The sequence below is a fragment of the Eionea flava genome, from assembly GCF_055393785.1.
Map to the genome: position 1 here is coordinate 1,913,546 of NZ_AP036018.1, position 13,086 is coordinate 1,926,631.

At 44.1% G+C, this 13,086-nt stretch carries 12 protein-coding genes; 8 read left to right on the plus strand and 4 right to left on the minus strand.

What is annotated here, in order from left to right; all coding sequences use genetic code 11:
• Positions 1-22: 22 nt before the first annotated feature.
• Complete coding sequence (locus tag ACZ5O6_RS08350) at positions 23-1,699, minus strand: methyl-accepting chemotaxis protein (RefSeq protein ID WP_447092934.1); 1,677 nt, start codon at positions 1,697-1,699, stop codon at positions 23-25.
• A 203-nt stretch (positions 1,700-1,902) separates the two neighbouring features.
• On the opposite strand from ACZ5O6_RS08350, the gene ACZ5O6_RS08355 reads away from it, so the two are divergent.
• Positions 1,903-2,910 (plus strand): ArsJ-associated glyceraldehyde-3-phosphate dehydrogenase, encoded by a 1,008-nt coding sequence (locus ACZ5O6_RS08355; protein ID WP_447092933.1) that lies wholly within the window; start codon positions 1,903-1,905, stop codon positions 2,908-2,910.
• A 10-nt stretch (positions 2,911-2,920) separates the two neighbouring features.
• Positions 2,921-4,159, plus strand: a complete 1,239-nt coding sequence (gene arsJ / locus ACZ5O6_RS08360; RefSeq protein ID WP_447092932.1) for an organoarsenical effux MFS transporter ArsJ — start codon at positions 2,921-2,923, stop codon at positions 4,157-4,159.
• A gap of 76 nt (positions 4,160-4,235) precedes the next feature.
• On the opposite strand, the gene lysS is transcribed toward arsJ, so the two are convergent.
• From lysS to ACZ5O6_RS08375, 3 genes are all read right to left on the minus strand, one after another.
• Positions 4,236-5,741 (minus strand): lysine--tRNA ligase, encoded by a 1,506-nt coding sequence (gene lysS / locus ACZ5O6_RS08365; RefSeq protein WP_447092931.1) that lies wholly within the window; start codon positions 5,739-5,741, stop codon positions 4,236-4,238.
• Between the two features lie 27 nt (positions 5,742-5,768).
• Positions 5,769-6,864, minus strand: a protein-coding gene (prfB, locus tag ACZ5O6_RS08370; protein ID WP_447092930.1) for a peptide chain release factor 2 whose coding sequence is annotated in 2 segments (ribosomal slippage) — positions 5,769-6,791 and positions 6,793-6,864 — 1,095 coding nt in all. Because the reading frame shifts where the segments join, the coding sequence is not laid out codon by codon here.
• A gap of 158 nt (positions 6,865-7,022) precedes the next feature.
• The gene (locus ACZ5O6_RS08375; RefSeq protein ID WP_447092929.1) at positions 7,023-7,970 is read right to left on the minus strand and encodes a S1/P1 nuclease; all 948 of its coding nucleotides are present in this window, start codon (positions 7,968-7,970) and stop codon (positions 7,023-7,025) included.
• Between the two features lie 435 nt (positions 7,971-8,405).
• Between ACZ5O6_RS08375 and ACZ5O6_RS08380 the strand changes: the two genes are divergently transcribed.
• The 6 genes from ACZ5O6_RS08380 to ACZ5O6_RS08405 all read left to right on the plus strand — a co-directional run bounded on the left by ACZ5O6_RS08380 (position 8,406) and on the right by ACZ5O6_RS08405 (position 12,948).
• Positions 8,406-9,581: an IS4 family transposase gene (locus ACZ5O6_RS08380; protein WP_447093035.1), complete on the plus strand. Its 1,176-nt coding sequence runs from the start codon at positions 8,406-8,408 to the stop codon at positions 9,579-9,581.
• A gap of 207 nt (positions 9,582-9,788) precedes the next feature.
• Complete coding sequence (locus tag ACZ5O6_RS08385; protein ID WP_447092528.1) at positions 9,789-10,073, plus strand: BufA1 family periplasmic bufferin-type metallophore; 285 nt, start codon at positions 9,789-9,791, stop codon at positions 10,071-10,073.
• Positions 10,074-10,190: 117 nt separating this feature from the next.
• Positions 10,191-11,048: an MNIO family bufferin maturase gene (gene bufB / locus ACZ5O6_RS08390; RefSeq protein ID WP_447092529.1), complete on the plus strand. Its 858-nt coding sequence runs from the start codon at positions 10,191-10,193 to the stop codon at positions 11,046-11,048.
• Entirely contained in the window at positions 11,045-11,854 is an 810-nt protein-coding gene (locus tag ACZ5O6_RS08395; protein ID WP_447092530.1) for an HvfC/BufC family peptide modification chaperone, read from the plus strand. Before bufB ends, ACZ5O6_RS08395 begins: the two co-directional genes overlap by 4 nt.
• A 58-nt stretch (positions 11,855-11,912) precedes the next feature.
• Positions 11,913-12,386: a DoxX family protein gene (locus tag ACZ5O6_RS08400; RefSeq protein WP_447092531.1), complete on the plus strand. Its 474-nt coding sequence runs from the start codon at positions 11,913-11,915 to the stop codon at positions 12,384-12,386.
• Positions 12,387-12,453: 67 nt separating this feature from the next.
• Positions 12,454-12,948 (plus strand): GIY-YIG nuclease family protein, encoded by a 495-nt coding sequence (locus ACZ5O6_RS08405; RefSeq protein WP_447092532.1) that lies wholly within the window; start codon positions 12,454-12,456, stop codon positions 12,946-12,948.
• The last annotated feature ends 138 nt before the right edge of the window (positions 12,949-13,086 follow it).

The following is a 13,086-nucleotide window of genomic DNA, read 5'->3' on the forward strand; positions in this document are numbered from 1 at the left end:
CCAACGGTAATAATTACTCCGCTTAGTGCGTCGTAAATTTTTTCAACATCGTATTCAACTGCTGAGATTGCTCGGCTAGAGATGACGATGTAGCAGCAGCTTGTTTTGCGCTTTCATTACTCGCCTGATTCAACGTATCAATGCCTGTCACACTCTCTGTAATATACTCAGCCGCTTGAGCCTGCTCTCCACAGGCATTAGCTATTTGTGCCACTAACTGAGAAGTCCCATCAACGTTAGAAAAAATATTTTCTAGGGAGTGCGTTGTTTGATCAGCAATTTCAATACCTTTTTTGGTTCTCTCTGTAGATTGAGAAATTAAATCCGATGTCTCTTGAGCCGTAGTCGCACTTCTTGCCGCAAGTGTACGTACCTCATCTGCCACTACGGCAAACCCTCTTCCTTGTTCACCCGCTCGTGCAGCTTCTATCGCTGCGTTGAGTGCAAGCAAATTAGTTTGCTCTGCAATTTCATCAATTGTTTTAATAAACCCCTCAATATCTTGACTAGATTGATTAATTTCTTCCATTGCTGACATCATTCTCTTCATTTCATCGCTGCCTTCACGGGCAGCGGTTTGTGCGCTATCAGATAGCGTTTTGGCCTGCTTGGCATTTTCAGCATTTTCATTAGTCTGAGAGGTTAATTGTAATAATGATGTTGAAATACCATCCAATTTTGTCGATTGCTCTTGAGAACCATCAGCGACCTGTCTACTACCTTGGGAAAGTTGGTGAATACCGGATGCAATAGCATCGCTCGTCTGCTTAGTTTGGCTTAAGAGCGTATTGAGATTCCTTGCCACCTTCTGTAGAGATAGACCTAAAACATCCCGCTCCGAAGCCAGTGATACCGTAACAGTAAGGTCACCCTCGGAGAGCCGTTCTGCGACGTGCGCTTTTTGAGACAGACCACGCACCATATCATGTAAAGCGGCTAACACACCCGTCGAGCTTTCTTCTGACGCCGATGTAACGTCAGAACGGATGTCTCCAGCGGCTACACTTCTTGCTATTTTTTCAATGTATGCTGGTTCGCCACCTAGCTGCCGCATAATGCTTTTTAGCATAAAAAATACCACAGCTATACCAATAATAAATGCTAGCAGCGTACCAAAAACTGACACTCCGATCACAAAACTGGAGGTAGAACTGAGAGAATCAATCCTGGCTAACATAAGCGCTTCTTCTCGCTCCTTAAATGTAGCGATCTGCTGGCGAAATGCATCAAAGTACTTTTTACCTTCAGCGCGAGCAACCAGCGATGCCACATCGTCCATGCTTTTTGTTTTTCCCACCTCTCGACGAAACCGGATGTTAGGCTCAGTTACCTTGTCTTGCCATTCAGAAATTGTTTGCTCCACCTCACTCAATACACTCACCTGAGATGGGTTATCACTCACCGTTTCAGACAATTCATCTACCAACGCATAAAACCTTTTTTTCCCGCTATTGTAAGGCTCAAGAAACGCTTCTTTACCGGCCAACATATAGCCTCGCATGCCAGTTTCCATGTCAACTGCTGCCGCCTCGATAGCCGAAGCTTTGGCGAGTACCTTATGGGTATGATTAACCCAATTAGAATTTCCTAATAGAGAGTTAATTCCAATAAACACGGTAATGGAAATCACCAGTAACAACCCCAAAATAGCACCGTTGCCTGCGATTAATTTAGTGCGCAGCTTCAATTGGTCAAACATATTCGATATCCTTCACTCGGCTAAAATAAAGAAGCTCTCATGAATAGAGAGCCCTTCTTATTAACTTGAGTAAAGCAAAGAACAACCACTTTCGCCAATTTAGCATCCGTACAACTTGTTATTTTTTTGTCACACAGCTGTGATATAAGGGCAACATTGGCTATAAGCTATCGCGTAGCATTTAATAAACGAGGAATAGATAAATGGCAATTCGTGTCGCTATCAATGGTTTTGGTCGTATGGGACGACTGTCTTTGCGGGCAGCTTGGAGCTCGGCGGCATTTGAGATTGTGCATATTAATGAAGTAGCGGGCGATGCCACAGCTGCAGCTCACCTGCTCGAATTTGACTCTGTTCATGGGCGTTGGGATAAGTCTATTCGAGTCGAAAACCAGCATATTATTATTGATGACAAAGCCGTTAGCTATTCGCAACGTCATGCTATTAGCGATACAAATTGGGAAAAATATGGCATCGATATGGTCATTGAATGCACCGGCCAATTTAAATCCAAAGAAGCGCTCGCCCCCTATTTTGCCGCGGGCGTTAAAAAGGTCGTGGTATCCGCTCCCATCAAAGATGGCACACTCAATATTGTGATGGGCGTGAATCAGCAACGATACTTAGAAGAGCAGCCCAATATCGTCACCGCTGCATCGTGTACGACCAATTGCATTGCTCCCGTCATTGATGTGATTCATTCTACGTTTGGTATTAAGCACGGCGCGATAACTACTATTCATGATCTCACTAACACACAGCGCATACTCGACGAGTATCACAAAGATTTACGCCGTGCACGTGCCTGTGGGTCGTCATTAATCCCGACCACTACAGGGTCGGCCACTGCGATTACAGAAATATTTCCGGAACTGGCTGGACGTATTAATGGTGTCGCTATTCGTGTGCCGCTCACCAATGCATCGCTCACCGATTGTGTTTTTGAACTGAACCAAGCAGTCACTGCCGAGCAAATCAATAGTGCATTAGCCGATGCCGCCAAAGGGCGATTAGCAGGTATTTTAGGCTATGAAGAACGACCACTCGTGTCGGTCGATTACACCAACGATACACGCTCTAGTATTGTGGATGCGCCCTCAACAATGGTGATTAACCATACGCAGGTTAAGCTCTTGCTGTGGTACGACAACGAGATAGGTTACGCACACCGCATGGTCGAGCTGGCTGAGCTGGTTGCGGCTGATTTATAAGCTAAAGACTATGAGCACACACACCACACGCATTGCCTCGCCGATAGGCCAATATGCCGTCGTGACCGCCAACTATTGGGCATTTACCCTCACCGATGGCGCCTTACGTATGTTGGTCGTACTGTATTTTCATCAGCTAGGGTTTAGTCCTCTGCATATTGCCATGCTGTTTGTGCTGTATGAATTATTTGGCGTGATTACCAATCTCTTAGGCGGCTGGATCGGCGCTAGACTGGGTTTGCATATTACCCTGCAGACAGGGCTTGCTTTGCAGATTATTGCTCTATCAATGCTACTGGCCGACACCAGTATGCTGACCGCGATATATGTCATGGCGACACAAGCCATCTCGGGGGTTGCAAAAGATCTTAATAAAATGAGCGCCAAAAGCAGCGTTAAGCAGCTTACAAACGCCATTAACAATACTGAGCAAAAACAAGCATCACTTTACCACTGGGTTGCCCTACTGACCGGCTCAAAAAATGCACTCAAGGGTGTCGGATTTTTCTTAGGCGGTTTCTTGCTAGCGACACTTGAATTTTCGGGTGCGATTATCGCAATGATTGGCCTATTGAGCCTCACGCTTATCGCCAGCCTTTGCTTGCTACGTAAAACCGCTACCCAGCGGGCGAGCAAACCCAAATTTACTGATATTTTTTCTAATCATCCTGCGGTTAATTATTTATCCGGTGCACGCTTTTTTCTGTTTGGCTCAAGAGATATTTGGTTTGCCGTCGCCTTGCCGGTATTCTTACAAAGCCAAGCAGGCTGGGGGCACACAGCGATCGGAACAACACTGGCCTTATGGGTCATCTTTTATGGCGCGATTCAAGCGCTTGCACCGCGCATCACTCGGCAGGTATCGCCTCAACACGCACGTACTCTTCTACTAGTATGGGCGGCGCTTTTGGGGGCGAGTGTATTACTGGTCACGGTAATTGCCACACAGCTCCCCAACCAACCCATGCTGATGGTTATAGGGTTATTTATTTTTGGTGGCGCGTTTGCGATTAACTCGTCGATGCATTCTTACTTAATTGTCGCTTATGCTCGAGAAGAAGGCGCATCATTGGATGTAGGGTTTTACTACATGGCGAATGCGGCAGGCCGCTTGATAGGCATTATTTTATCGGGTTTAATCTACCAGTATCACGGACTAAGTGCCTGCTTGATCGCTTCGGGTATTTTTATTTTGGCGACAATGGCAGTCAGCTATTTTTTACCGGCAGACAACCGTAGTAGGCAATAATAGTAGACAACAATAACAATAAAACTCAATCACGTTCAGCATGACGGTGAATGCTGAACGTGATCTTGCATCAAGGCTATTCTGGTCGCATATGCGGAAATAATAGAACATCACGAATTGACGGCGAATCGGTTAACAGCATAACCAAGCGGTCAATACCAATGCCCTCACCTGCGGTTGGTGGCAAACCATATTCTAATGCGCGAATATAATCTTCGTCGTAATGCATGGCTTCGTTATCACCGGCATCTTTTTCAGCGACTTGTGCATTAAAGCGTTCGGCTTGGTCTTCGGCATCATTCAACTCAGAAAAGCCATTAGCAATTTCACGGCCGCCAACAAAGAACTCAAAGCGATCCGTCACAAATGGGTTGTCGTCATTGCGACGTGCCAGTGGTGATACTTCGGTTGGGTACTGAGTAATAAACGTAGGATGCATCAAACGATGCTCGACGGTTTTTTCAAAAATTTCAATGTGTACTTTACCCAAACCCCACGAATCTTTAAGAGGAATATGTAAGCCCTCGGCAATGGCGCGCGCACTTTTTTCGTCCGCTAGGGCTTCTGCACTAATATCATCGTTATATTGCAAAATAGAATCGAATACACTTAAGCGAGTAAACGGTTTTGCAAAATCATAGACGATTTCTTCGGTTACTTCGCCATCTGCATTTTTGACGGTATTTTTTACATCGGTCGAACCCAATACATTTTGCGCAATTTGGCGCAGCATATCTTCGGTTAAATCCATCAAGTCATTATAGTCTGCATAGGCTTGGTAGAATTCCAGCATCGTGAATTCAGGGTTGTGGCGTGTCGATAATCCTTCGTTGCGGAAGTTACGGTTAATTTCGTACACACGCTCAAAGCCACCCACAACCAAACGCTTAAGATAAAGTTCTGGCGCAATACGCAAATACATATCCATATCGAGCGCGTTGTGATGCGTCACAAATGGACGCGCCGTTGCTCCACCTGGAATGCTTTGTAGCATGGGCGTTTCAACTTCTAAAAAATCACTTTGATTAAGATAGGCGCGAATAAAACTAATCACCTGCGAGCGAATAGTAAACGTATCGCGCACATCAGGGTTAACCATTAAGTCAACGTAACGTTGACGATAACGAATTTCTTGATCGGCAAGGCCGTGGTACTTATCCGGTAACGGACGTAATGATTTGGTGAGTAATTGAAACTGCTCAAGGTTGACATATAAATCGCCTTTACCGGATTTATGTAAGGCGCCGCTCACATTAACAATGTCACCAATATCCCATAAGCCGCAGGTTTCTTTTAATTGTTTTTGCGATGCTTTATCGGCATACAGTTGTACACGGCCAGTCACATCTTGTAGCACCATAAACGGCCCACGTTTTGCCATCACACGTCCTGCAACCGATACTTTATGATCAAGCGCTTCTAATTCTTCTTTGGTTTTTTCACCAAACTCTGCTTGTAAATCGGCGGCTTTATGTTCGCGCGTGACCGCATTAGGAAAGGCGACGCCTTGTTCACGAATAGCGGTGAGCTTTTCGCGGCGTTCGGCGATCAGTTTGTTTTCGTCTTTGGGTTCGTTGCTCATAATCATCAAGGGTCGTTGGTTAATGGGTTATAAGCCTGCTTTTAAGCTGGCTTCAATAAATTGATCTAAGCTGCCATCAAGCACAGCTTGGCAGTTGCTGGTTTGCACATTGGTACGCAAGTCTTTGATGCGTTGATCGTCCAATACATAAGAACGAATCTGGCTGCCCCAACCAATATCTGACTTATTATCTTCCTGTGCTTGTTTGTCTGCGTTACGACGCTGTAATTCTTGCTCGTATAATTTGGCGCGTAACATCTTCCATGCGGTATCACGGTTTTGGTGCTGCGAACGCTGGCTTTGGCATTGCACAACAATACCGCTGGGCTCATGGGTTAAACGCACGGCAGAATCAGTTTTATTCACATGCTGACCACCCGCACCGGAAGCACGATAAGTGTCTTCACGCACCTGGGATTTATCGACTTCTACTTCAAAGTTGTCGTCAATTTCGGGGGAAACAAACACGGAACAAAAGGAAGTATGACGACGGCTACTCGAATCAAAAGGCGATTTACGCACTAAACGATGCACGCCTGTTTCGGTACGCAGCCAACCAAAAGCATATTCACCTTCAAACCGAATAGTGGCACTTTTAATACCCGCCACATCGCCAGCAGAGGCTTCTTCTAATGTAGTTTTAAAACCCCTAGCATCCCCCCAACGCAAATACATACGCAACACCATTTCAGCCCAGTCTTGGGCTTCGGTGCCGCCAGAACCCGATTGAATATCGAGGTAAGCATTATTAGCGTCAGTTTCACCAGAAAACATACGGCGAAATTCAAGGGTTTCTAATTGTGCGCTAAGTGCATCGATTTCATCTTGTACATCGTCAAGAATACTTTCATCGTCTTCTTCGACGGCCATATCGAGCAATTCACGCGCATCGACCACACCCACATCCAGTTTGTTAATCGTACCCACAATGGCTTCGAGTTGTGATCGCTCTTGCCCCAGCGCTTGCGCACGTTCTGGATTATTCCAGACCTCAGGTTCGGCAAGCTCTAATTCGACTTCGGCGAGCTGCTCTTGCTTGGCATCGTAGTCAAAGATACCCCCTAAGCACATCGGTGCGCTCGGTTAGCGATTTAAGGGTAGTGAGATAGGGGTTAATTTCCATAAGCGATAGAGCCACTCAAGCTGTCGATAAATTGGTGGGCGATTGTACCCTATATTGTCCATGTAAATAAGAGTAAGAGCAGGGTAAAACGAAGGAAGAGCAGCCGCTACAATGGGGGTTACGTAACCACTCAGTAATGCCTTCTAGGTCGACTGAGGTTACGGCCTTGTGTAACGCGACTCAAGCAATTGAGATAAGCGAATGCCGGCTTGCTGTAAACGAGATAACACCAGTGGATAATGAGTTGCACAATAGCGCTTAGACAATCGTGGCGATGCGCTTGAACGCTGACCAACGCTTGGCTTACGTGCATTAAGCTCGGTGTAGAGCCGCCGTGTAATATCTAAAGATTCTTGTGCCCAATACTGTACTTGCTGAGAGATGTTCGCAGATGTAGAAACAACTACGGCAGCAGGATCAGCTTTAGTCGGCGCGACTGACGCTAATTGCCGCCCTAAGCTACGCCATGTAGGGCGCTTTCCATTAACTGACTGGCAATACAACAACTGTGTGTCCCACAAATAATGGAGTGATAGCAACTTACCTTGGTACACCACTTGACGCCGCGTACCGCCGCGGTCATCCGCATAAGACACATGCAACGGCTGATGAACATCACCTACAAAGTGGGCAAACAATAACAACGCTTGATCCTGTTCCCGCTGGCTATACTGCTCATGCTCAATACGACGCCAATAATAAGGAATAGCCGTTAACACACATTGCGGTAATTTTTTTGGCGATGCTTGAGAAACCGGGTTAGCGACACACACTGCACGATGAATAGCGGTTTCGTCTCGTTTAACATTGACGTAATGTAAAGGCTTCAAATCATCATAACGAGCGTTACTCTTGATAGCATCTGCCCAAGCACAGCTATCGGCAAAGGTTTTATAGCCCATGCGTTTAGCTGAGGCTGCTAATAATCGCTGAGTTGATGGTGTCGAGTGATGCCACGCTATATCACACACCACTTGATGCCCTAACTTTCCCCAACTGTAAGCGGAGTGCGAAAAAACCAAGATACTGATCGCCCACAGCGCGTTAACGATCAACCACCATTGACGAGAACATGGGGGGAATAAGAGTAACCTTATTATCTTCATACTACACTTTATATTACGTCTCATATCACGCTTCATGCTGGGCCTTATTCGACAGATGCTGTCGATGTACTATTCTATGCATTGTGCATATTTATGGAAGCTCGGACTGCCATTTTTCGTAATACCTTAGTAATACCTTAGTAATACCTTAGTAATACCTTAGTAATACCTTCGTCATGCCTTCGTCATGCCGGACTTGATCCGGTATTGATCCGGTATCCCTAGAACACGAGATTCCGGTTTTCACCGGAATGACTTGTTCGGAGTTTCTCTTATGGATTGAAATCTATCTTATGGAATCTCTGATGAACTGTCATTCCGGCGTATGCCCATAACTGTCCGGAATAAAAGTTAAGCGTATTGCTGAAGAGGTTGCAGCCTCTAGGTTTAAAGGGTAAAACCCACTGACACGACTCATAACCTAGAGGCTGCAATATGTATAGAAATACACGATTTACTGAATTAATGAAAGCACTTCCTCGCCAAGCAGTAGAAAAAGTGGTTTCAAAGCATAAAGCAGATAAGCACAACAAAGGATTTCGTTGCTGGAATCAACTGCTCGCAATGATCTATGCGCAGGTATCAGGATGCCAAAGCTTACGAGAATTAGAGGCGGGTTTTAATAGTCAGGAGACGCATCATTACCATTTAGGTTGTCGTAAAATTAAGCGTTCGACATTATCAGATGCGAATAAATATCGTTCGAATAACGTGTTTGCTGATATCTGTGCATTGCTCTTAAAGCGCGGACACAAAAAAGTGAAAGGTGAACTCAGTGACCTATTGTATTTACTAGATTCCACACCGATACCGTTAGTGGGTTTAGGTTACGATGAGTGGGCTGAAGCAGAAAAAGATAATCGTATTCAGGGATTAAAAGCGCATTTAACGATAGCGTCTCCGAGTAATACTCCGGTCAACCTTGAAATAACAGAACCTAAGATAGGTGATCTTGAAGTAGGTAGAAAAACGGAAGCGGAAATAGGCGCGACGTATGTGTTTGATAGGGGTTATACCGACTATAACTGGTGGTATCGTTTACATGAATCAGGTAGCGTATTCGTCTCTCGTTTTAAACGTAATGCGTCTTTAGTGGTTGAATCGTATCGTCCAATCGAAGCCAAAGATGAGGCGATAATTTTAGAAGATGCGATAGTGTGTTTTAAAAACAAACGTCCGGGAGGCGCTAGGGTTAATCATTATCACGGTACGCCACTACGAAAGATTACAGTGAGTCGGCCGGATAAAGATACGCCGTTAATTATCGCGACCAATGACATGACGCGGTCAGCGAAAGAGATTGCTCAGTTGTATAAACAGCGTTGGGGAATTGAATTGTTTTTTAAATGGATCAAGCAACACTTAAAAATAAAAGTGTTCTTGGGTCGTAGTAAAAATGCGGTAAAAATACAAATTTATAGCGCCATTATTACGTACTTGTTGGTGCAATTGTATCAGCGCAATTTTCGACAAGATGTGAGCTTGAAGATGTGCCTAATGAGCTTGCGAGCGACTCTGTTTCAGAGAGTTGAAACAGAGTGGCAAATAGAGAAAAAGAGGCGTAAGAAAGTCTTGTATTACCAATCCATGCAAGGAGCTCTTGCTCTATGAATATTTATTCCGGACAGTTATGGGCGTATGCCGGAATCTATAGATGCTTAATTTATAGGGATTCCGGGTCAAGCCCGGAATGACAAAAGCGGTTAATCAGAGGCTCCTTATGTTTTTTCAGTGATGAACTTTTTTAAAAAAGCAGAGTCACAAGACGCACAGATTATGTCATTTAATTATGTTCATTTATTACTATCGGAGAAACCTATGAAAAAGACAACCACATCACTATTAATTACCAGCGCAATTGCAAGCGGACTATTTATGGCAACCGCGCAAGATGCTGTTGCTGGCCCTAAATTCAAAGCTGAAAAATGCTACGGCGTTTCTAAAGCCGGTAAAAATGATTGCGCAGCAGGCCCTGGCACGAGCTGTGCAGGCACATCAACTAAAGATGCTCAAGGTAACGCGTGGATGTTTGTTCCTAAAGGTAGTTGTGAGCGCTTAGTCGGTGGTTCACTGGAGCCTACCGACGTTAACATTCCTAGCTAACGTTTAGGTTTCTTAATAATAAGGTCAGCATTCGCTGGCCTTTTTTATTGGTACAATAGTTTGTCATCGGGATACACTCATGCTCTTTAATACGCACGGTTGTTTGGTTTACTCATCATGAAAAAAAGTCGTCAATCTTTACACGGTGTTGGCATTGGTTTAAAGCCGCAACACTATGATGAAATACTCAACACCTTACCCGCTCTCGACTGGTTTGAAGTGCACCCAGAAAACTATATGGGCGACGGTGGCTTACCGCACAAATATTTGCGAGAGATCACTGAACATTACCCATTATCCATGCATGGGGTGGGCTTATCACTAGGGAGCGCTAATGGCGTCAATGACGAGCATTTAATGGCGTTAAAAAAGGTGGTTAATCGATACCAGCCTGCACAAGTCTCCGAGCATTTATCATGGAGCCACGGCCAACAATACTTTCTTAATGACCTACTCCCACTTCCCTATACTGAAGCCTCTCTGCGCACCGTAATCGAGAATGTCGACAAGGTACAAGAGGTTTTACAACGTACGATTCTTGTTGAAAACCCGTCGGCCTATTTGGGGTTTAAACACAGTGACATGACAGAAACCGAATTTTTGTCGGCACTGGTTAAACAAACCAACTGCGGACTATTGTTAGACATTAATAACATTTATGTTTCCGCCAACAACCAAGATTTTTGCAGCGAACAATACCTTAATGATTATCCACTACATGCCGTCGGTGAAATACATCTAGCGGGCCATGCCTGTGAAATCATTGATAATGAAAACGTACTTATTGATGATCATGGGTCACCCATTATTGACGAGGTATGGCAGCTTTACCAAAGCGCCCTACAACAAATAAAGCAAGCCGAGAGAACATTACCTCCGGTGCTAATTGAGTGGGATACTGACGTACCAGAACTTAGCACATTATTGAGCGAAGCCAATAAAGCAAAGCGCCTTTTAGTGGAGCATAGCGAATGATTGACGATAAACCTTCAATCACCTTACCCCAATGGCAAGAGCAATTTTGTCACTCACTGCTTAATGAGTTAACACCTGCACTGCGTGATACTTTTCAAACCGCATCGGATACGGCAGGCGAACAACGCTTTGCTATTTATCAAAACAATGTTTTCTTTTCACTCACCACAGCGTTAGGCGACTTATACCCGGTAGTTAAACAACTGGTTGGTGATGATTTTTTCACAGGTACTGCGGGGGTTTATTTTAGGCAGCATCCACCACAACAAGCGGCCATGGTATTTTTAGGGGAAGACTTCCCTCAGTTTTTAAGTGCGTTTGAGCACACGGCTAACATGGCTTATTTAACAGATATAGCACACCTCGAATTAGCTCGACATCGCGCCTATCACGCACAAGATGCCAACCCACTGGCGCCTGAATATATAGCCAATATATCGCCTGAAGAATTGGCGCAATCTTATATTCACTTACATCCGTCGCTGCACTGCATCCATTCTAATGATCCGATATTTAGCATATGGCAGAACAACCAAGCAGAACAACAGAACCTTCAAGAAAGCATTACCTTAGGTGAACCACAATACGTTTTAGTGGTCAGACCTACATATAGTGTTTGTATGTATCATGTTGACCACTCCCTGTATTGTTTTATCAAAGGCTTACACGATACACTCACTCTCGCAGAGGCAATAGAAAAAACACTGACCCTACATCAAGATTTCGATGCGGGGCACGCGATACAATTTTTAATACAGACGCAACTTATAATAAGCATTACTCATTCAAACACACCAAAAATGTAATGCTTTTATAAAGAGTCTATCAACATAATCATTGTCATATTAACCAAGGCGAAAAACCATGACTTCTTATCTTTGTAAAATCATCAGCCCTATTGAAAATTTATTAAAAATGATTCCCGAGTGGTTTGTAAACCTCGCTATGCGCTTGGTTATTTTTAAGGTGTTTTGGTTTTCGGTACAAACTAAAATTACCGGCTTAACGATTGGCGGACAACATTTTGCCTTCTGGAATGTCACCGATAGTACATTCTTATTGTTTGATTTCGAGTATGGCATCCCATTGATCCCTAGCGAGCTCGCTGCTTATTTAGGCACTTTTGGTGAGTTCTTCTTGGCGATCATGTTGTTACTCGGTTTGATGACTCGCTTTGCCGCGCTGGGTTTATTTGTGATGACAATGGTTATTCAATTTTTTGTCTACCCCGATGCATGGTGGACGGTTCACGCTTACTGGGTACTCCCTCTGCTTTATCTTATGCGCCAAGGTGGCGGATTAATTTCTCTCGATCATATTATTTGGAAACGCCACTAAGCAAACAAGTACAACACCCATACCTATAAATAACCCTGTTATGTTTAAAGTGAAAATGTAGTACTTAATGAAAACGATAGTATTTGAATCTTTGTTAGATGCTACTAAAGCGATAAAAAATGGAGAGTTTCAACAAATTGGAACTAATTACCTTGAGGACTTTTATAGTCGCTCTTGTATCTATTTATTGATACAGGAACAAATAGAAGGTCAACCTGAAATTGTGTATGTTGGGCAAACGAAGTCTCTAGGTAAACGCCTTGGAGCACACTATGATGATGCTAATAAAGAATTTGACTCTTTTGGGTATATCTTTGTCAAAGATGAATTGTTAGATGAAATGGAAGCGATTTTAATATCAGTGTTTCAGCCTAAATATAATGGAAATGGAAATAACTGGTACATAAAGCAAATGGCAAAACACATGCGAATTAAAAGTATTCACCATTTAAAAAAAGGGTACGGTGTTTCTGCTGAAAAAGTTAACATTAATACTGTAATTGGCATACTTGAATGTAATGGGAATATAGGCAAGTGGATGGCTCAAAATTTAGAATTTTAAACATAACAAGACGCAGCAATCGCTCCCGCTAGCCGCTGGGACGCCCAAAACGCTCCGCTTATTTGGCCGCCCCTGTGCGCGGCGTTATGACCAAATCTCGTAACAGGGTTATTCTCCCTTCAAGCGTAATAATCTTTG